Origin of the sequence: Sphingobacterium multivorum, from assembly GCF_039511225.1 — a bacterium.
In the GTDB taxonomy this organism is placed as follows: domain Bacteria; phylum Bacteroidota; class Bacteroidia; order Sphingobacteriales; family Sphingobacteriaceae; genus Sphingobacterium.
Genome location: NZ_CP154261.1, coordinates 3,641,201 through 3,660,277 on the forward strand (window position 1 = coordinate 3,641,201; position 19,077 = coordinate 3,660,277).

22 protein-coding genes are annotated in these 19,077 nt (G+C 38.7%); 5 read left to right on the forward strand and 17 right to left on the reverse strand.

Going from position 1 to position 19,077, the window contains the following annotated elements:
- Positions 1-168: 168 nt before the first annotated feature.
- Positions 169-714, forward strand: a complete 546-nt coding sequence (locus AAH582_RS15250) for a hypothetical protein (protein WP_046674585.1) — start codon at positions 169-171, stop codon at positions 712-714.
- Between the two features lie 110 nt (positions 715-824).
- Here the strand turns inward: AAH582_RS15250 and AAH582_RS15255 are convergent, their stop codons facing one another.
- The gene (locus tag AAH582_RS15255; RefSeq protein ID WP_139144971.1) at positions 825-1,028 is read right to left on the reverse strand and encodes a hypothetical protein; all 204 of its coding nucleotides are present in this window, start codon (positions 1,026-1,028) and stop codon (positions 825-827) included.
- Positions 1,029-1,313: 285 nt separating this feature from the next.
- On the opposite strand from AAH582_RS15255, the gene AAH582_RS15260 reads away from it, so the two are divergent.
- Positions 1,314-1,514: a YqaE/Pmp3 family membrane protein gene (locus AAH582_RS15260; RefSeq protein WP_046674694.1), complete on the forward strand. Its 201-nt coding sequence runs from the start codon at positions 1,314-1,316 to the stop codon at positions 1,512-1,514.
- Positions 1,515-1,548: 34 nt separating this feature from the next.
- Here AAH582_RS15260 and AAH582_RS15265 read toward each other — a convergent pair whose 3' ends face one another.
- Positions 1,549-2,334: an alpha/beta fold hydrolase gene (locus AAH582_RS15265; RefSeq protein ID WP_336829834.1), complete on the reverse strand. Its 786-nt coding sequence runs from the start codon at positions 2,332-2,334 to the stop codon at positions 1,549-1,551.
- 45 nt (positions 2,335-2,379) lie between these two features.
- Positions 2,380-2,814, reverse strand: coding sequence for an SRPBCC domain-containing protein (locus tag AAH582_RS15270; protein WP_343318445.1), 435 nt, complete (start codon positions 2,812-2,814; stop codon positions 2,380-2,382).
- Between the two features lie 303 nt (positions 2,815-3,117).
- Here AAH582_RS15270 and AAH582_RS15275 point away from each other — a divergent pair, with 303 nt between their 5' ends.
- Positions 3,118-3,567: a hypothetical protein gene (locus AAH582_RS15275; protein WP_286842541.1), complete on the forward strand. Its 450-nt coding sequence runs from the start codon at positions 3,118-3,120 to the stop codon at positions 3,565-3,567.
- 1 nt (position 3,568) lies between these two features.
- On the opposite strand, the gene AAH582_RS15280 is transcribed toward AAH582_RS15275, so the two are convergent.
- The 6 genes from AAH582_RS15280 to AAH582_RS15305 form a co-directional block, all read right to left on the reverse strand.
- Positions 3,569-4,015: a hypothetical protein gene (locus AAH582_RS15280; protein WP_343318450.1), complete on the reverse strand. Its 447-nt coding sequence runs from the start codon at positions 4,013-4,015 to the stop codon at positions 3,569-3,571.
- Between the two features lie 91 nt (positions 4,016-4,106).
- Complete coding sequence (locus AAH582_RS15285) at positions 4,107-4,481, reverse strand: hypothetical protein (protein WP_156167670.1); 375 nt, start codon at positions 4,479-4,481, stop codon at positions 4,107-4,109.
- Between the two features lie 138 nt (positions 4,482-4,619).
- Positions 4,620-4,817, reverse strand: a complete 198-nt coding sequence (locus AAH582_RS15290; protein WP_070565425.1) for a hypothetical protein — start codon at positions 4,815-4,817, stop codon at positions 4,620-4,622.
- A gap of 1 nt (position 4,818) precedes the next feature.
- Positions 4,819-5,556, reverse strand: coding sequence for a DUF1266 domain-containing protein (locus AAH582_RS15295; protein ID WP_343318453.1), 738 nt, complete (start codon positions 5,554-5,556; stop codon positions 4,819-4,821).
- Between the two features lie 33 nt (positions 5,557-5,589).
- On the reverse strand, positions 5,590-6,237 hold the full coding sequence (locus AAH582_RS15300; RefSeq protein ID WP_343318455.1) for a hypothetical protein: 648 nt from the start codon (positions 6,235-6,237) through the stop codon (positions 5,590-5,592).
- A 711-nt stretch (positions 6,238-6,948) separates the two neighbouring features.
- Positions 6,949-7,302, reverse strand: coding sequence for an arsenate reductase family protein (locus tag AAH582_RS15305; RefSeq protein ID WP_343318457.1), 354 nt, complete (start codon positions 7,300-7,302; stop codon positions 6,949-6,951).
- Positions 7,303-7,486: 184 nt separating this feature from the next.
- Here AAH582_RS15305 and AAH582_RS15310 point away from each other — a divergent pair, with 184 nt between their 5' ends.
- Positions 7,487-8,395, forward strand: coding sequence for a helix-turn-helix domain-containing protein (locus AAH582_RS15310; RefSeq protein ID WP_046674576.1), 909 nt, complete (start codon positions 7,487-7,489; stop codon positions 8,393-8,395).
- A gap of 82 nt (positions 8,396-8,477) precedes the next feature.
- The gene (locus AAH582_RS15315) at positions 8,478-9,479 is read left to right on the forward strand and encodes an aldo/keto reductase (protein ID WP_046674575.1); all 1,002 of its coding nucleotides are present in this window, start codon (positions 8,478-8,480) and stop codon (positions 9,477-9,479) included.
- A gap of 127 nt (positions 9,480-9,606) precedes the next feature.
- Here AAH582_RS15315 and AAH582_RS15320 read toward each other — a convergent pair whose 3' ends face one another.
- The 8 genes from AAH582_RS15320 to AAH582_RS15350 all read right to left on the reverse strand — a co-directional run bounded on the left by AAH582_RS15320 (position 9,607) and on the right by AAH582_RS15350 (position 18,594).
- Positions 9,607-11,343, reverse strand: a complete 1,737-nt coding sequence (locus AAH582_RS15320) for a HAMP domain-containing sensor histidine kinase (protein ID WP_343318460.1) — start codon at positions 11,341-11,343, stop codon at positions 9,607-9,609.
- Between the two features lie 24 nt (positions 11,344-11,367).
- Positions 11,368-12,489: a histidine kinase gene (locus tag AAH582_RS15325; RefSeq protein ID WP_070565435.1), complete on the reverse strand. Its 1,122-nt coding sequence runs from the start codon at positions 12,487-12,489 to the stop codon at positions 11,368-11,370.
- A 61-nt stretch (positions 12,490-12,550) separates the two neighbouring features.
- Positions 12,551-13,636, reverse strand: a complete 1,086-nt coding sequence (locus AAH582_RS15330; RefSeq protein ID WP_343318462.1) for a porin — start codon at positions 13,634-13,636, stop codon at positions 12,551-12,553.
- Between the two features lie 47 nt (positions 13,637-13,683).
- Positions 13,684-14,250: a K(+)-transporting ATPase subunit C gene (locus AAH582_RS15335; protein ID WP_343318464.1), complete on the reverse strand. Its 567-nt coding sequence runs from the start codon at positions 14,248-14,250 to the stop codon at positions 13,684-13,686.
- 25 nt (positions 14,251-14,275) lie between these two features.
- The gene (kdpB, locus tag AAH582_RS15340) at positions 14,276-16,285 is read right to left on the reverse strand and encodes a potassium-transporting ATPase subunit KdpB (RefSeq protein ID WP_046674570.1); all 2,010 of its coding nucleotides are present in this window, start codon (positions 16,283-16,285) and stop codon (positions 14,276-14,278) included.
- A 26-nt stretch (positions 16,286-16,311) separates the two neighbouring features.
- Positions 16,312-17,997: a potassium-transporting ATPase subunit KdpA gene (kdpA, locus tag AAH582_RS15345; protein ID WP_343318467.1), complete on the reverse strand. Its 1,686-nt coding sequence runs from the start codon at positions 17,995-17,997 to the stop codon at positions 16,312-16,314.
- A gap of 141 nt (positions 17,998-18,138) precedes the next feature.
- A complete protein-coding gene (locus tag AAH582_RS24885; RefSeq protein ID WP_084823209.1) occupies positions 18,139-18,216 on the reverse strand; it encodes a potassium-transporting ATPase subunit F in 78 nt (25 codons plus the stop codon).
- Positions 18,217-18,594, reverse strand: coding sequence for a DUF7674 family protein (locus tag AAH582_RS15350; RefSeq protein ID WP_053003743.1), 378 nt, complete (start codon positions 18,592-18,594; stop codon positions 18,217-18,219). It lies immediately after the preceding gene.
- Between the last annotated feature and the right edge of the window lie 483 nt (positions 18,595-19,077).

Genomic DNA, 19,077 nt, shown 5'->3' on the forward strand with positions numbered 1-19,077 from the left:
TGGTCCAATCTTCGGTAGCATGGATTTCGATGCGACCATAAACAAGTTCATAATAATTTCAAAAACAGACTTCATGCCCTTATAACTAATAGTTGTCGAATTATAAATGCTTCTGAACGAATTGTAATTCTTCGATGCAGTCAATTTATAAGGTCCCTATATTTAGATATGAAAAGGAGAAAATTAGCAGCTACAGACAGTGAAACCTTTATCAATTATTACCTACCAAATTGGCGATCCATTATCATTGGCAGTATTTTGATTTTAATGGGGATATCGACTTGTTTTATCGGTTATCATCCTCATAATTCACTTAAAGAGAATTTCAGCGCCATGGTACTTGACTTTAAAGATGTATTTCGCTTTTTAGTCTCATTATTTATGCTGTTACTCCACTTATCTTTTATTATCGGCGGCTTCCTTCTTCTAAAAAACAGCAGGAAAGTTATCCGAGCCCGGACAGATAAAAAAGGATTGTATTTTAAACGGATCGAAAAAAAGACCGGGAGTGTCTGGGCTTTGGCAGATTTGGATGCGCTGGTATTCGTGCCCTACATTCAAATCGTTAATATCCGCATTATTGAAAGCAATTGGTTGGGTCCGAGACTTGAGCTTGAGACTTTTCAAGGTAAAGAAATCCTGACCATGTTGAACGTATTAAGCCGAAAACAAAAAGAGCAAATTTGCCAAACCGTGAAAGAATATGGTATTTAATGGAGATATGGTCTGTCCCCCCTGTTTAAACAAGTAAAGGTTACTAAAATCAGAAAAATTTGATTTTAATAACCTTTTAATTTGATTTACTTGTTCGTATAATTTTATAATCAATCGTTGGGTAACAACTGATCGACATATTCTCTGATCTCTTGGGGTAACATCAGATAAACTGAGGTTTTCAAATTTGCTTTACTTGGTTCCCCATCGATGAAAATATTCTTAAATCCTTCATTGAGCCATTTCCCCTCATCTTCTAGATATCCATGATATTTGCTGTTTAAATTCTCAATAATATTATTATCGTTTCCCATGTTTTCCGTCATTTATTATATGTAATCTGCATCTAAAATATTCAACAGGGAAACATCAACTTTGGTGCCACTCCTCCTTAAAATTTTTAAATTTGGCTATCCAATAGCATGTTTTAAGTTTTCTTAACATTTACATAAGCTAACAGAACAAAACCACTAAGCGTTATATATCAACACATTACAATTATAAAAAAAACTACTTATTTTGCTTAAGTTGATATTATTTGCAATTTTTAGTAGTGAATACCGTAATTTTGTATTTTAATGTTTATAAACCTTTTACTTATGATACTAATAGCAGTTTTACTTCCTTGGTTATCGTTTTTTTTACGTGGTAAAATTCTAAGTGGCATTCTCTGTTTGATCCTTCAGATAACTATACTTGGTTGGATACCCGCAGCCATATGGGCGGTTGCATCGCGTGTTGACGGGAAAAATGAACAGCGCATGCGTAAATTGGAACGCAATATGCGTAATTACCGATAAATCATTAGGGCTCCGTTATTCGATAACCCGAACATCATTTAGATTCCAAAAATTGTTGTACTTGTTTTAATGTAAAATCAATCAGTTCAACGTTGACATCGCCATTAAAATCAGCCATCATATAGTTGCCATGATTTGCCGGTAGAATAAGTAATCGTGCAGCAGGAATCTGCTGTTGCATAGCGGCTAAATGTGTCGTTTTCACAACATCTTGGTCTCCGCCTAGCAAAAATACGGGGCAGGTCAAACGCGTTAACGATTCGGCGTCAAAATCCTGAAAGTGTATCATCCGCTGACTGTCTTTTTCATACATATTTCTAAACTTCTCCGGATCTGGGTTCAGCTTCATAAAATTCTCCTTCAGAAACGGCGGCATATCGTTAATAGTTGACGCTTCCATACTTTCAAAAAAACCATCCAGAAGCCCCTCTCTTTTGGTATTTCCAGATGCTGCTATCAGCTTTTCGACCTTGTCTGGATACATCGTCGCAAATTTCAAAAGGGTTGTCGCTCCATTACTAAAGCCAAAAAACGAAGCTTTTCCGATGGAAAGAAAATCTAGAACAGCCAAAATATCTTTGGCATCCTGATCGAATGTTTCAGCTGAGGATCGATGATCGGATCTTCCATGATTTTGGAGATCTATCAAAATCAACTGATACTGATCATGCAACCTTTTTACAGTCTCCTCAAAATCCGAAAAACCGGAGGAGCCACCACCATGAATCAGTACGAGAGGTTTTCCTGTGCCAAATATTTCGTAGTAAAGTTTTATCCCGTTAGCAGGTGCATAACCGCTTTTCGATTCTATTTCACGCATAATTTATATTAAATGGTCTATATTTTTATCATTAGCAACACGCTTCTACAGCGATTTGTTTTCTATAAATTTTTTAAAACTTAACAATACCCCATCGGTAAAAGACTGTTGCAGGTCCAAACTTGTAAACGGATCAGGGTCGAAAGTTTCGCGAATAATTGTATTGTTGTCAATCGCCTGAAATTCCACAATACACTTTCTTCCCCCACTGTTACTTTCAATAGACTCCATCCAAATAATCTCATCGTACACACCCACATAATCAAATCCTTCGCGACTATTTCTTTGTTCCATTCTAAAATTAAACATCCCTCCTTCCCTAAAATCGATACCAGCAGCCGGACAGTGCCAATCGTCAAATGGAATATTCCATTGCATAATGGCATCAGCATCACTCCAGTATTTCCAAACATCAGCTAGCTGCTTTTCAACTAAAATAACCGAAACCAATTTTTTTACAGGTTGATCTTTATGTTTCATAGGATGTTTTAAATGATAAGAATCCTTTTATCTATCTACACCGGTTTAAAATCATTCCGTTTAATGTACTGAGATAAAAGGCTACATTGAACGACATCACAATATTAATAAACTATACAGAAATTCGACTTGTCCTATGACAATATTGACGTACGCTACACATTTTTCTGTGATACTGTAGAGATACACTTTATAGCTAATTAAAGGATGAAAATCTAACGTAGTGGGTCGATTAAAGAATAAACAGATGACTGTGGTATATTTATTGTACGAACCTCATGGAACATATAAAAACCGATTCAAATGAGAAAATTAGCATTTATAGCAATGAGTCTTATTACTTTCACGGCCTGTAATAATACTCCCAAGAACAATGAATCCAAAGAAGCAGTTGATCAAAGCAAGGAAGAAGCAACCCCGTCGATCGGCGGCAACAAGGATGAACACGGTTGTTTGGTCGCGGCAGGACAAACTTGGAGTGAGATCAAACAAGGATGTATCCAGGTCTTTAATGTTGGCTTACGCCTAAATCCAACGGAGAAAGAAGAAGGGAAAGCTGTCATTAGTGCCTTTGTTGTCCTTAGCGAGGATAAATCAAAGCTAGAATTATTCTTACCCGATGACAATAAAAATACCATTATCTTGGATAAAGTTGAGAATGACATTTATCAGAAGGATAGCTATAGATATGATGCTAAAAAATCAGCGCTTTATGTAAATAATACGATTAAATACAAAGGCGATGTCGAATAGCCTAGAAAGATTGAACTATTGGCACAATTTGCACTAGATATGGCCCTGAATAGTGATTCCCTATCATTTTATTCTCATTCACAGTAATATGATATTGGCCAACATCTTTAAATCTATAGGTAAGCTCCTTGCCAAAAGGGCCATCAGAAGAACCATCGGGCAGAAAAAGCTGACTAATTCGTACATTGGCTGTATCCATGGGAGTTTTTATTTTGATAAGAACCGAATCTGCCTGATGGACTGAAATGAAAATAGTATCTGTTTTCCCTGATACCATATTCATTTCCTTAGATCTTCCACCACCAAAAAAGGTTACGTTAGAAGGTAATTCCTGTGCCTTGTGCTTAGATTCATTTGTACTGGATTGTGGTGGGCGCTGAGAAAATTGACAAGCTCCATAAATAAAAATTGCCAACACATTCATGATCAATAATCGTAATTTGCCCATAACGTTTTACTTAAAATAACAAAAGTTATTAGATTACGGTTTTAGTTACGCCAACTTTTTCTGTACAAAACAAACGCTGAAATTGAATTTGTTACATCCTCCACAAACTCCATTTTGATTTGATTGCATGTGGATTTAGTTCCCGTATTTTTTGATAAAAAGCATAGAAATTCCTATTCCAGAGGGAATAGTTATGCGTAAAACTGAAAATGGACTGTCCCTTACTATCCAATTGAACAACGACTTGCCAGATATAGTGATTATTAATTTGAGTCGATGTCCTACGAAGCTCAATGATATCCACTAACCTAAAGGATCTACCTGCCCCGCCTCTTCGACCGACAGCATAGAAATAATTTTCATCAAAAAAATAATCTTCGTCAGTTAGCAGATTATCTTCTATACCAAATAAAAAGGGACGTGATGACAGCTTTCTTAATTTACCTTTCTCAAAATGATCATTCATTTCATAGCTTTTTTTAACACCGTATAAATAATTCTTAGCTACATTTTTTCTATAGACTTCTATGAACACGACAACGATCAACACACAACTGATAACCAAAATGATGCCTTTAGAATTCATTTATTCCACAAAAAGAAATTAACTTCCACAAGTCAGATAGAACATCGGAATTCCCCCTTCATCTTTCTCGATAGCATCTAATCCTTCGAAATAGCTATGGTCACCGAGTTGTTTCTGAGCGATTTGTTGTTCAAATTGATACAGCAAATCCAAAGCTGTAAAATGTAGTGGATGTGAAGGCCACGTTAGACAACACTCAGACGGAATGATTACCATTCTACCATGCGATATTATTCCAAGGACTTCCTTTCTTTTCTTTAAGATACCCAATATACCTTTTCAAGTAAGATTTCCCAATTTTACTGTTTACACCAACTTGATCTTCTCCTTCCAGGAAATAATCGGAAAATTGCAACCAATCAATAAAATGCTTTCTCGCATATAGTGACAAACTCTTGAGAACATTTAATGCCACAGGTTTTGGTAAATATCCAACGTCCGTTGCGGATGTCGTAATATGACTTACTACAGCAACAACAAAGGCATTTACCCCTGATTTGGAGATATCCCAAATGGATGTATCAATTTTGCCGTTTTTTCCCTCCAATGCGGTCCCTGTCTTTTCTATCCCAAGTAACGTAAAGTATGAACTCAACATTTGAAGACAAGTTTCTCTATCCGTTATACCAAAATCTTTCTTTAGCAATTTGATAAAATCACTTCTATATTGATCAATTCTTGGATAACTACCAAATTGATATAAGTGAATCGGATAACTACCATCATCTCCGGTACTTCCGAATACTGTAAACCAATCCCCAAAAACAATCACTCTAAATGCGGCCCCTAGCGCATTACCAAACTGTTCTTCATAAGGAATATTCAAAAGTATAGTGTTATCAGGTACTAAACTTCCCGTCCTTTTTTCCTCTTCGGCTTTCAAAGTAAGTTCATCTTTGGCTTCATTTACACCTTCCTTTGCCGCATTCAATAATTCTTTCAAAAACTTAAACATAACGGTATTGATATTAACTACTTAAAAGAAATCTTACTTACTATATTTTGCTACCAGCGCATAATCGTACGGGATTCTCATGGACAGCTCGCGTGCTTGCCAAATATCCCCTTCGGACACCTCGTAGAAATCATAGGCATTTTTCAAGAAATTCTCGCCGTTTGGAGCTTCAACCCAATCTTTCTTCTCTCGATTGTAAAGTAAAATCATACAACTTACACAGCGATAATTACCTGCTGTTTTTGGGTTTTCAAAACAAGTTCCAACTTTAATATTAATCTTCTGATTGATTATCACATCGGTCAATTTACGATCTGTGAGATGAATTAATGCAATTTGTGCATCCTCATGATCGGGTCGTAACTTTGCTATTACTAATCGCCCAAAATCTGCTTTTTTAGTTTTTTCGATTTCTAAAGCCCTAAATTCCGGCGATATGCGATTCGTATCGACCGGATATAGATCATCTTCGGCAGCCGTCACTTCTGTCGTCGTTACTGCGGTGGCTCCGGAAGCCAATAGCTGCTTATTTTTTTCGTAATTTTCCCAATCTGCTGCATCGTAGCTAACCCACTGCTGTATCTTATAGAGTAGGGTTTCCCTCTTGTTGACTTTTATAAAAAACGCTGCAATTAAAAATGAAACCAGCAATATGAACAGGATAATAAGGACTCTTTTCAAACTAAAAATATTTAATGAAGTATTTAAATCTGTAAAATCGTGAAAACATACCCCATGTTTTCATTGATCACCGTAAATCTGCACATAATTATTCACCCCTTAAATCTGGAACCCATATTAGGTCAAAACTTAGCGATATTTGTAGCTTAACAATCAATATTTGAAAACAACATGATAATTGTTAATTTCAAATATTTTAACCAATTAAATACAAGTAGACTGTATGATTTCCTTATTTACTAGAGTAGGTCATAGACATCAAGGATAAAACTGAAATACATTGATACCAAATTGTATCTAATAACAGTTTTAAATCAATTTTTAGACAGTAGTCAATCATTGTTTATTCAGTCTACACTGAATGATCACTGAACAAGCACTGAGTAATCACTGAACAAGCACTGACTAAGCACTGTCGAAAGTTAGAATCCGAGTACTGTCTGATCTTCCCTTTGTTGCCCTTGAAAATGATAAGAAAAAAATGACCAGCATATTGCATCCGAACACGTCAGCAAGCCCTTGATTAAGTAAACATAACCATAGATAGCCTCTTTGACATCAATAAACTTAATTTGCTCAAATAATAGTCTGTTCAGATCACTGAAGATAAGTATGAGTTAGATCAGACAAATAGTTTAAAAATATCGAACAAAGCTGTCAATATATTCATAAAATGCTTCATAAAAAAGAAGTTACAAAGATCAAGCCAACTTATTGTTTAGCCAAAATGAGCTTTACAACTTTTTCAATAGGTCGACCAATTACGGCTACACCATCCTTTACAACGATAGGTCGCTCAATTAAGACCGGATACGTTAACATCGCATCGATCCATTCCTCATCGGTCAAATGAAGATTTTTGAATTTTTGCTGAAAAACAGATTCTCCTTTTCTGATAAGTTCCAAAGGTTTTAAATTGAGTTGCCCCAATAATTCAATCAACTGGTCTCTGGTTGGAACATCATTTAAGTACTCCTGCACTTCTATATCCACAGCTTGATGCTGTAGCACTTCCAATGCATTACAACTCTTGCTACAATTTTTATTATGATAAATTTTAATCATGGCCATAACATGTAAAGGGTATCTTTGTGATAAAGAAAAACAATTATTGGATAACGCAAAAATACGAACAAGATCGCAAACAGTTTAAATAAAATACCATTAGCTAACCAAAAATTGGAATTCATTTTTGAGAAACTGATCCATTTATGACCTAGGATTGTTTCACTTTTTTTAATTTAGTGATATGAAATCAGCCGAAAGTGTAACAGATTTTTACAAAAGGCAACCAGGTTTAACTAATTTGGATTTGCCGCTAAATAATACAGGAATTGGGCATTTCAATGTTTTCAGTAGAGAATCCTGTACTGTCGTATCTCCGTACAATCGCCGTGATTTTTATAAAACTTCCCTTATTATAGGGCGTGGAAAGCTATATTACGCAGATAAGTGGATACAAATCGATAAACCGGCCATGTTATTTGCGAATCCAGTTGTCCCCTATGCTTGGGAACCGGAATCCTCAGAACAATCAGGATGGTATTGTGTTTTTACAGAGGAATTTATACAGCATAGTGAACGGATAGAGAGTCTAAAAGACTCCCCGCTGTTCAAGATAGGCAGCAATCCGATCTATTTTCCGGATGAAACACAATTAGTAGAAATTTCTGCAATCTTCCAAAAGATGATGGTTGAAATGAACTCAAGCTACGTTCATAAAGATGATATGTTGCGAAGTTATCTGCATCTTCTAATTCATGAAACGATGAAATCGAGTCCCGCAGCGAGTTTTGGATCTTATACCAACGCCTCAACCAGGGTATCGGGACTATTTCTTGAGCTGCTAGAAAGACAATTTCCAATCAATACCCTTCAGCTTAGCCTACAGTTGAAAAGCCCTGCAGATTATGCTCATGCGCTTTCGGTTCATATCAATCACCTCAACAGGTCGGTAAAAGAAGCCACAGGCAAAACCACCAGTACACACATTGCAAACCGTGTGGCCCAAGAAGCCAAAGCTTTGTTGTTGCATACCAATTGGAATATATCGGATATTGCCTACAGCCTGGGATTTGAATATCCTTCCTATTTCACCAATTTCTTCAAAAAGCAAACGGGGATGTCCCCAAACCAAGTCCGAAGCGGTACTGTTTGAATTGTATAACAATCTGTTTGATTGTCTTAACTCCCTTCGTTTATTCCATGTGTACTTTTGTATTAAACAAAATATCATTATTATGAAATATAGAAATCTTGGAACAACAAATGAAAAACTCTCTGCGATTGGATTAGGTTGTATGGGAATGAGCTTTGCATACGGACCTACGGACGAGAAAGAGAGTATTGCTACATTGGAAAGAGCATTGGACCTAGGCATTAATTTTTGGGATACCGCAGATATGTACGGCAACGGTGCCAATGAGGAGCTTATTTCAAAAGTACTTGTTCCCAACCGTGACAAAGTTTTTATTGCAACAAAATTTGGGTTTCGCTTTAAAGATGAAGTAGCAGGTCCAAGTGGTACGGCAAACACCTATTTCGATGGCTCGCCCGAATGGATAAAATTAGCGGTGGAAAAAAGTTTAAAACGCCTTGGAATAGATACCATAGATCTTTATTATGCACATCGCGTAGATCCCAATATTCCCATCGAAGAGACCGTAGGCGCTATGGCGGAATTGGTTAAAGAAGGAAAAGTGAGGTATCTTGGCTTAAGCGAAGCATCCCCTGCGTCAATCATCAAAGCAAATGCCGTACACCCTATAGCTGCTTTACAGAGCGAATATTCGCTCCTTACACGCGATGTAGAAAAAGAAATCCTAAAGACTGTACGTCAATTGGGGATAAGTTTAATTCCTTATGCACCGCTAGCGCGTGGATTATTTTCAAATTCTTTAAATCTAGAAAATCTCGCTTCGGACGACTTTAGAAGAACCTTACCGCGTAATCAAGGCGAACATGCTTTGAACAATGCACAATTGGTCGCCGACTTCTCTCTACTGGCAAAAGATAAAAACTGTAGTCCTATACAGCTCGCTTTAGCGTGGGTACTGGCACAGGGAAATGACATCATTCCCATTCCAGGAACTAAAAAAAGAAAATACCTGGAAGAAAATGTGGGCGCCCTTGACATACAATTATCGAATGATGATTTAAAAACAATCGATGAAATACTCCATAAATACCCTAATATCGGAGCTCGATACAGCGAAGGTGCTATGGCTTTAGTTAACCATTAATCCATTTTTGAGATTATGAGTGGCTCGCCGGCACCACTTATAATCTCAAAAACTGTTCTCACCGGATCCAACTTTGTCGTGTTGTCATAATACACTATAGGAACAGATACGATCCGATTAGTATGTATTAATTATCGGGAATAGCAGTACGTAATGAAAAATAGAAAGAACTTCCTGCGCCATAATCACTTTCAACACCAATCTCGCCTCCTTGCGCTTCTATAAACTCTTTACTAATACTTAAACCAAGTCCTGTTCCACCTTTTTTGGCCCCTGGTACACGGAAGTAGCGTGCAAATATTTTATCCAGATATTTAGGCTCGATCCCTTGCCCGCTGTCGGTAACGATAAATTTTGTTTTAAGTTCGTTATTTTCCACCCCTATACGAATGACCGAATCTTCATGCGAGTAACGTATCGCATTGGAAAGAAAATTGGTAAGAACCCAGGCAGTTTTCTCATTGTCAGCAAATATAGCTTTCACTTTGGGATCTACCTCTATAACAAAGTGTATATTTTTTTGATTCGCAGCAAATTGATTCGCCATGATAGCATATTCAATAATAGGCTGTATTTCTGTCGTATGTAAGTTAATTTGGATGGAACCACTTTCAACCTGGGTCATATTTAACAGTTCACCGGTTATTTGAAGCAGTCGGTTAGAATCCTCTTTTATTCCGTTTAACAAGGTGAGCTGTTCGGTATTCAGATGGCCTATTTGTTCATTTTCCAACAATTGAACCCCCATCTGAATTGCAGCAATAGGTGTTTTGAACTCGTGAGAAACGGTGCCGATAAAGTTTGTTTTTGCAAGATCAAGTTCCTTAAATGGCGTAATATTCTTTAGGATAACCACCTGCCCAATAAACTTTGATTCCAGTTCACCTGTCGGCAAAACATTGATATCGATAACATCTTTCTCAAAATAGCTTTCTCTATCGTCCGCATAAATTTTAACAGCATTCTTTTCACGTTGCTCCACAGGAAGGAACAGGTCTTTAAAAATATCTTTAGCAAGATCATTTTCATCTGAAACCGCCAAAGCAGATCTTCCGAGAAGTTGATCTTTATGTAGATTGGTGATGCGAAGCGCTTCCTCGTTGACAAAAATAACACGTCGCTCTTCGTCGAAGCCTATCACCGGATCATGCATATGATCCACAAGAGACTCGATTCGACTTTTTTCCTTTAAAATTTTTTCAAGTTTACTTTCAGCGTATTCTTCAAGTTTCTCTGCCATGGAATTGAATGAAGCGACGAGTTCAGCAAACTCACCTCCGCTCTGTACCTGAATTCGTTCTTTGTAGTTCTGTCCTGCAATCTGTCGAATACTCGCTGTCAATTTTGCTATGGGATCAGCTATATTGGACGGCAAATTGACCAGCAATATAAAAGCAATAATAAAACAGAGTGCCCCAGCAAATGAAATGACCAAAATTGCATGTTCTGCGGTGCGATCCGCAACAATACTCTTCCGAGAAATTGCCGTCATATTTTGCTCCATTAACAAAGCAATATCCTTTCTGATGGACGAGATAATAGTGATGTCTAAGGGCTTATATTTCAGTTTTAAAAAATGTTCAGCAATCGCGTTCGTTGTTTGTTGCTCTCCGACTTCAGTAACATTTCTCCGTTGTTTGTCAAGGTTGACCTCGAAGTTCTTAAAAGCAGTTTTTTCAACAGGAATTTCCTCCAAAGCCAATAACATATTCTTGGCATACAGCAGCGTATTGTAATTTGCTGTCAATATATTTGCGGTATCCTTTTTTAACCGGTTTACATACCAGCCGCTTAAAGCGGCGAGTAGAAAGATCATGAGAAAAAGTGATCCTACACCAAAGGTAAGTTTCGTTTTTATTTTCATCTTATTCACAATTTACCTTTATCATTATGACAATATAATCAGGTCGATGTCTTCGGTCGACAGCTGTGTCAGCAATTTGCTAAATGTATCCTTAGCAAGTAACATCCTTAAAAGCGATAATCGTGGTTTACCAATACAAACTGTGGTGATCTTGCGGAGCTCGCACAAAGCGATAATCTCTTTTGCCACACTATGACTTTCCACTTTGATAATTTCACCACCAAGTTCTGTCGCCAGCTTAAAGTTATTGATCAGGTGCCGCTGTTTATTTAAGGCTATCCGATCGCCACGCTCTTTTGGCAACTGTACATACAGCAGAAACCAACTGCTATTGTAATATCCTGCTAAGCGCGCTGTTTTTCTGATCACGTTTTTTGCTTTTATTTCATTGGAACTTATACAAGCCAGGAAACGCTCCTTTCGTACCCATCGTTGAGGTTGAACTTCGATCTCCACTTTACGTTGAACCTGGGAAGCCACTTCTTTCAACGCCATTTCCCGCAATTGCAAGATATGTTCGCTTTTAAAGAAGTTTTGAAGCGCTGCCTGAATTTTTGAAGCGTCATAGATCTTGCCCTCTTTTAGGCGGATGATAAGTTCTTCTGCAGTAAGGTCAATGTTAACGACTTCATCGGCGGAATCAATAACACTGTCGGGGACACGTTCTTGCACTTCAACCCCTGTAATCGCTTTAACCTCCTCGTTTAAACTCTCAATATGCTGGATATTTACAGCGCTGATCACATTAATCCCGGCTTCCAGAATCTCCATAACATCCTGCCACCTTTTGGTATTTTTGCTGCCTTCAATATTGGTATGTGCCAGCTCATCGATAATGACGACCTCAGGATGTGAATTCAAAACAGCATAAAGATCCAGTTCCTCTAACTGTTTGCCTTTATAAAAAAGATGGCGTCGGGCTATAACGGGTAAACCATCCAGCAATTGATGGGTTTCCTTCCGATTATGTGTCTCAATATAGCCAATACGTACATCGATTCCTCCCTGTAAAAGTGTATGGGCATCCTGTAACATGCGGTAAGTTTTTCCGACGCCTGCACTCATGCCGATATAAAGTTTGAAGCGACCTCTTCTCGATTTTCGGATAAGGTCCAAAAAGTGTTCAGCGCTTTTCCTTTCTTCCATTTTTATTGCCTTTCATTTCAGAAAGTTCCTGCCGATCCAACACACGGCAGGAACGATTGTTTTAAAAACTAACTGTAAGTGCTGTGACAGCCGTCAAACTATTTTTCACCAACTCATTTGTCCGATCAAGGAAAATAGCATCTTTATTGGTGAGATTACGTAGTTCCGTGCGCCAAAGGACATTGGGAAGAATTGCATAATCTGCATTTAAAGAATAGCCAAACGTTTGAAAACCTTGATCTGTCGTAGTCGAAACGATTACACCATGCTTATCGTTGTAATATTCTCCTCTTGCTGTTAAGCTAAATTTTTCGGTCGTCGCATATCGTGCAATTAACACAGGCGTGTACCATACATTGTACGTTGAGCTGCCTTTTGCTTTTTGTTCCGCTCCAATATCAAATCCGAATGTAATTCCCAGCTTTTCATTCATTTGATAAATGGCATATAGATTATGAAAATAGCGCATCTGTCTGACGCTATCCGCTTTATCACTGCCGATAAAAGAACCACTATTGATAGTCCATTTAGCTGTCGGTTTATAGACTAATTGATGTCCAAATGCAGGTAAACTGCTAGCATCCACACGTTGAATCCGCTGCCATCCGTTTAAAATAAGCCCGCTTAAAAATAGTTTTCCCGATGCGGATGTATAGGATATTTTTGCGCCGGTTTCAAAATAAGGGGAATTATCAGCAAAAATACTCCTTGTTACAGTCCAATTATCCTTTCCTATAGCGCTTTCAAAGCCCAAATGGGAAGAAAATATTCCAGCATCGATCCATAAATTATGTTTTTTCGAGATACGAACACCGGCATTCGCTTCGTAAATATTTTTTAAGACACCGGGTTCCGCACTGTAGTTCGCATTCATATATGTACCGACACCAAAAGCAAGATTTGCACGGGTATTTGTTGTTTCGTACGCAGCTTTTAAAAGTGCCAAGTTTATGTTTACTTCATTTGTTCTGTTGTGACTATATACAAAGCCTGGGCGTGTATTTCCAATTGGGTTGTTAAAGTCCCGAAGGTAATATGCTTCAAGGTAACCACTGATAGACAATTGGGTATTTTGAGTTGTATCTTGCTGTGCAAATAATTGTGTTGCTCCTGCGAGTAAACAGGCCAACATCGCTAGTTTTTTCATGTATATCGTTCTCGTAAAGTGTAAATCAATGACCCATCAGGTCAATTTTATTTTTCAACCATCTTGTCCAACGCAATATTTAGTTCAAGGACATTGATTTTGCGAGGTCCAAACATATTCCATAGAGGGGTCTGAACGTGAGCATCAACGAGAGACTGTAAGCTATTTACCGATATACCTCTTGCTTTCGCAACACGATCGATTTGTATTTTTGCGGCCTCTACCGAGATATCTGGATCCAAACCACTGCCACTGGCTGTAACAATGTCTACCGGTACCTGTTCGCGTTTTACAGTGGGATTGTGGACTAAGAACGTATCAATACGGGCCTTAACTTCCGAAAGATATTCCCCATTAGAGGGTCCTTTGTTACTTCCTCCCGATCCTGCTGCATTATAACCAACAGCGGAAGGACGCGACCAGAAGTAATCATCACGCATAAAGGCCTGTCCAATATTTCTGTAATACTTTTGCCCGTTGTACGCTAGCATTTCCCCTTTTCCATGATTAGGTGCTATCTGAGCTATTGCCCAAACAAGGGCCGGATATACAACTGACAGCAGGAGCAATAAAACTATTGTAATCTTTATTGCTGGATATATATGTGTTTTCATCTTTGCTTTAATTATTAAAAATGTATTAGATAAATAGCGAAACCAGCAGGTCTATGACCTTGATACCAATAAATGGAACGAGAACTCCACCAAGTCCAAAAACGAGCAGGTTTCTCCGTAACAATGCGCTTGCGCCTATAGGTTTGTATGCGACTCCCTTTAATGCCAAAGGAATCAGTAATGGGATAATAATTGCGTTGAAGATGACAGCCGATAGTATGGCGCTTTGTGGACTACTGAGCTGCATAATATTTAAACCTTGAAGTGCCGGTATTGCCGCAATAAACAGGGCCGGAATAATCGCAAAATATTTGGCAACATCGTTTGCAATACTGAATGTTGTCAGCGTACCCCGGGTCATCAACAATTGCTTACCTATCTCCACAACCTCGATCAATTTGGTTGGATCATTGTCGAGATCGACCATATTTCCAGCCTCTTTTGCAGCTTGCGTACCGCTATTCATTGCTACACCAACATCCGCTTGTGCAAGTGCCGGAGCATCGTTTGTACCATCCCCCATCATGGCGACCAATCGCCCGTCAAGCTGTTCTTTTTTGATATAGTTCATCTTGTCTTCGGGTTTCGCTTCGGCGATGAAATCATCCACTCCCGCTTTTTCGGCAATATATTTGGCCGTTAACGGATTGTCTCCTGTCACCATAACAGTCTTGATACCCATTTTTCGCAACCTTTCAAAGCGTTCATGAATCCCGGGTTTTATCACATCCTGCAATTCTATGACACCGAGTACTTGTTCATTCTCGGCTACGACCAATGGGGTCCCCCCATTTTGAGAGATAAGCTTTACGCGCTCATCTATTTCCTGAGGAAATAGATTTCCAGCCTTTACAATGATATTTCGAATAGCATCTGTTGCACCTTTACGAATACGTGTCTGTTCAAAGTCTATTCCCGAGCTACGGGTTTCGGCGGTAAACTTAATGAATGCCGGGTTTTCGACCTTATAGCTCGATGGGTTGACACCAGCCAATTCGACAATTGATTTCCCTTCTGGTGTTTCATCCGCCATGGAGCTCAATGTTGCTGCACGTACCAGCGCTTCTTTCATGACACCATCGGCAGGGTAAAAATTTGTCGCCTTACGATTTCCGATCGTAATGGTTCCAGTTTTATCAAGCAACAAGACATCAATGTCACCCGCCGTTTCAACTGCCTTGCCACTTTTTGTAATAACATTCGCTCGAAGTGCGCGATCCATTCCCGCGATACCAATCGCCGATAAAAGACCACCTATTGTCGTTGGAATCAGACAGACAAAAAGTGAAATAAACGAAGCAATGGTGATACCGACATTGGCATAATCCGCAAATGGTTTTAAGGTCACCGTTACGATAATAAAAACAAGTGTAAAACCTGCCAAAAGGATGGTTAAGGCAATCTCGTTAGGTGTTTTTTGGCGGCTTGCGCCTTCGACCAATGCGATCATCTTATCCAGAAAGCTTTCACCCGGTTCTGTCGTTACCTGCACGACAATTCGATCGGATAAAACCTTGGTGCCACCTGTAACTGAACTTTTATCGCCCCCAGCCTCGCGGATCACCGGTGCTGATTCACCGGTAATTGCACTTTCATCTATTGTCGCCAACCCCTCGATAATTTCCCCATCCAATGGAATTACATCACCAGCCTGACAAACAAAAACATCATTTTTTTTCAATTGAGCGGATGAAACGACCCGACCATCGCGCAGGGTTGCAGGAGTTTCCTCCCGAGTTTTCCGAAGACTATCTGCTTGCGCCTTCCCGCGGGCTTCGGCAATTGCCTCCGCAAAATTGCCAAACAGCAAGGTTAAAAATAGGATAAGAAATACTGTAAAATTATAACCAAGTGTACCTTGTGATTTTTCTCCGGTCATTATCCAAAGACAAACCACGGCCATAATCAACGTCCCGATTTCCACGGTAAACATCACTGGATTACGGAACATTATTTTAGGATTTAGCTTCACGAAAGATTGCTTTAACGCTTGTTGTACAAGCTCTTTCTGAAACAATGTTTGTTGATTGCTCATTTTTAGAATTCTTTAATTTTTACGTATTACATGGAAAAATATTCCGCAATTGGACCCAATGCCAACGCAGGGAAGAAAGAGAGTGCTGCAATAATCGCGATCACAGCGAATACCATTAAACCGAATGTACTTGTATCAGTTTTTAGCGTTCCCTCGCTTTCAGGTATAAATTTCTTCTCAGCCAATAACCCCGCAATAGCAATTGGGCCTATAATCGGTATAAATCGGCCGAGTAACAATACGATACCTGTCGAAATGTTCCACCAAATGGTATTATCTCCAAGACCTTCAAAACCACTTCCATTGTTAGCTGCGGATGAAGTATATTCGTACAATATTTCACTAAAACCATGGAATCCAGGGTTGTTCAATGTAGAAGCACCTTGGGCTGGAAACGCTGTCGCAAGTGCTGTACCGACAAGGATTAGAAAAGGATGGGCAAGAGCAACAATCATGGCGATTTTCATTTCGCGCGCTTCAACTTTCTTACCCATAAACTCTGGTGTGCGCCCCACCATCAAGCCACTAATGAAAACGGCGAGTATAATAAAAATGAAGAAATTGAGTATCCCCGCGCCCACACCGCCATAAAAAGCATTCACCATCATCGCTATAAGTTCGTTCATACCAGATAAGGGCATGTAACTATCATGCATAGAATTGACAGAACCCGTCGAAATCATCGTTGTGACAATACTCCAAAAACCGGATGCTGCGGCACCAATGCGTACTTCCTTTCCCTCCATAGCACCCATAGACGTATCAATACCCATCTGTGCGATCGCTGGATTTCCAGCCATTTCCATTTTTATATTTGGAATCGTCAGGATGATAAACCCAATGGTCATCACGCCAAACATCATCCATGAAAATTTACGCTTGCGAATAAAAAAGCCGAATGCAAATATCATCGCCATCGGGATAATAAACTGGGCAATCATTTCCACCATGTTGGTCAAATAATTGGGATTTTCGAATGGATGCGCACTGTTCGCACCAAAAAAACCACCTCCATTTGTTCCCAGATGTTTAATTGGGACAAAGGCAGCTACTGGTCCTCGACTTACCTGTACGGTATCGCCAGCGACAGTAATCATGCTGTCCTTACCTTCGAAAGTCATCGGCATGCCTTGGAACACGAAAATGGCAGCAACCAGGACCGAGATAGGCAGTAAAATCCGGGTGCAAGATTTCACAAAGAAATCGTAAAAGTTGCCCAATTGCGTTGTTGTTTTATCCCTAAAAGCTTTAAAAATAACCACTGCAGCAGCCATTCCCACTCCTGCAGTCACGAATTGAAGAAACATGAGCCAAATTTGTCCCAGATAACTCACGCCCGACTCCCCAGAATAGTGTTGGAGATTACAGTTAACCAAAAAGGATATACTGGTATTAAAAGCCAAATCAGCAGTCATTCCAGGATTTCCATCTGGATTTAAAGGCAAACTTCCCATATTCATCAGGATAGCCATACTCAACAGGAACCACACTAGATTAATTGTCAGAAGAGCAACGAGGTGCTGTTGCCAAGTCATCTGAACATTCGGATTAATTCCTGTCACTCGATAAAAAAAACGTTCCAATGGTTGAAACAATGGATCTAACCAGGTCTTTTCGTTACCATATACCTTAGCTATATATTTCCCGAGGGGAAGTCCGAGTAGTAATGTTACGATGAACATCACTATGATTCCAAGAATCTCTGTATTCATTTCTTTAATTGATTTGTATAAAAAGTGTATCATGATCAATCGTCAGCTAACTTTAAGCCCTTCTTTTGACTTCGTAATGCCAAAAGGACTGACTGAAAGCGCAGTTTCATCGCTGACAATGACGAATGAGTAATCTTGTTATTAAAATTTTTCCGGCCTTAAGAGTACATAACAGATGTATGTAAAAACCAGTAGTGCTACAATAAATAAAGCTGTCATTTACTTTGATATTAGAAGATTATGGATTTGTTGTCCTTTGAGGACCTCTAAAAATGGTGTTGGTAGCTGGGCTTCGATTTCTGCCCATGCATTGACCGAACTTATACGTCGAAGGCCTCCTAAAGATCTAACAAAAAGATTTTCCAAAATGTATTTTACATAATTGTTTCCTCGTCCATAAATCATTCCGAGGAAATGAATATGCTGGCAAATTTTGTCCGTGCTTTGCAGTACTATTAAGCTCCGAAGATGATTAATAACGGCCTGTAAAGCTCCTGCAAAATTGTGCTTCCGTAATAGGAAACTAATCTCTGATCGGATTTCTTTATAATGGAGCGCCATATACAAACCTGCACCGTATTGATTTAATTTTTTCATGTTGTACGTAAAACTATGCTTCAAAATCTAACCTATATAGAGTTGAAAAATCATTGCAATAATCAATACCACTACGATGAACTTCGCTATACGGTCGCCAGACACATTATGAGCGGAACCTCTGCCTTTATTTTCTTGCTTCTCTTTCATATTATTTATTTTATATTTTGCCGAAAAAGTCGACCATTTTATAGAATAACCAGAAGAAAAATAGTCCAGTTATGATGAGTATGATTGTTATTACCATTGTTAAACTTTATTAGTGACTTGCGATTTCATTTTTTAAACTTGAATTTAATGCTAGTAGCTTTGCCGATTGTCCCCTCGGTGGACTCTTATCACATACTTTTCTTTTCCGTCCTGTTTTCATATTTACATTCATTTGTCCCAATAAGCCAAATCCTGTTCCACTGCGCCAAAAAACATCATAAAACACTACTAATCAGATGATATAAAAAAATAAGTCACAAAATAGAATTGGAG

Coding starts and splice junctions, on each gene's coding strand:
- AAH582_RS15320 (WP_343318460.1), bottom strand. CDS start 11,343: ATGAAAATAAAAACGAAACTTACCTTTGGTGTAGGATCACTTTTTCTC.
- AAH582_RS15255 (WP_139144971.1), bottom strand. CDS start 1,028: ATGGGAAACGATAATAATATTATTGAGAATTTAAACAGCAAATATCAT.
- AAH582_RS24885 (WP_084823209.1), bottom strand. CDS start 18,216: ATGACAGCTTTATTTATTGTAGCACTACTGGTTTTTACATACATCTGT.
- AAH582_RS15270 (WP_343318445.1), bottom strand. CDS start 2,814: ATGAAACATAAAGATCAACCTGTAAAAAAATTGGTTTCGGTTATTTTA.
- AAH582_RS15250 (WP_046674585.1), top strand. CDS start 169: ATGAAAAGGAGAAAATTAGCAGCTACAGACAGTGAAACCTTTATCAAT.
- AAH582_RS15275 (WP_286842541.1), top strand. CDS start 3,118: ATGAGAAAATTAGCATTTATAGCAATGAGTCTTATTACTTTCACGGCC.
- AAH582_RS15325 (WP_070565435.1), bottom strand. CDS start 12,489: ATGGAAGAAAGGAAAAGCGCTGAACACTTTTTGGACCTTATCCGAAAA.
- AAH582_RS15315 (WP_046674575.1), top strand. CDS start 8,478: ATGAAATATAGAAATCTTGGAACAACAAATGAAAAACTCTCTGCGATT.
- kdpA (WP_343318467.1), bottom strand. CDS start 17,997: ATGAATACAGAGATTCTTGGAATCATAGTGATGTTCATCGTAACATTA.
- AAH582_RS15350 (WP_053003743.1), bottom strand. CDS start 18,594: ATGAAAAAATTAAATCAATACGGTGCAGGTTTGTATATGGCGCTCCAT.
- AAH582_RS15335 (WP_343318464.1), bottom strand. CDS start 14,250: ATGAAAACACATATATATCCAGCAATAAAGATTACAATAGTTTTATTG.
- AAH582_RS15285 (WP_156167670.1), bottom strand. CDS start 4,481: ATGAATGATCATTTTGAGAAAGGTAAATTAAGAAAGCTGTCATCACGT.
- AAH582_RS15305 (WP_343318457.1), bottom strand. CDS start 7,302: ATGATTAAAATTTATCATAATAAAAATTGTAGCAAGAGTTGTAATGCA.
- AAH582_RS15330 (WP_343318462.1), bottom strand. CDS start 13,636: ATGAAAAAACTAGCGATGTTGGCCTGTTTACTCGCAGGAGCAACACAA.
- AAH582_RS15265 (WP_336829834.1), bottom strand. CDS start 2,334: ATGCGTGAAATAGAATCGAAAAGCGGTTATGCACCTGCTAACGGGATA.
- AAH582_RS15280 (WP_343318450.1), bottom strand. CDS start 4,015: ATGGGCAAATTACGATTATTGATCATGAATGTGTTGGCAATTTTTATT.
- AAH582_RS15295 (WP_343318453.1), bottom strand. CDS start 5,556: ATGTTTAAGTTTTTGAAAGAATTATTGAATGCGGCAAAGGAAGGTGTA.
- AAH582_RS15290 (WP_070565425.1), bottom strand. CDS start 4,817: ATGGTAATCATTCCGTCTGAGTGTTGTCTAACGTGGCCTTCACATCCA.
- AAH582_RS15260 (WP_046674694.1), top strand. CDS start 1,314: ATGATACTAATAGCAGTTTTACTTCCTTGGTTATCGTTTTTTTTACGT.
- AAH582_RS15310 (WP_046674576.1), top strand. CDS start 7,487: ATGAAATCAGCCGAAAGTGTAACAGATTTTTACAAAAGGCAACCAGGT.
- kdpB (WP_046674570.1), bottom strand. CDS start 16,285: ATGAGCAATCAACAAACATTGTTTCAGAAAGAGCTTGTACAACAAGCG.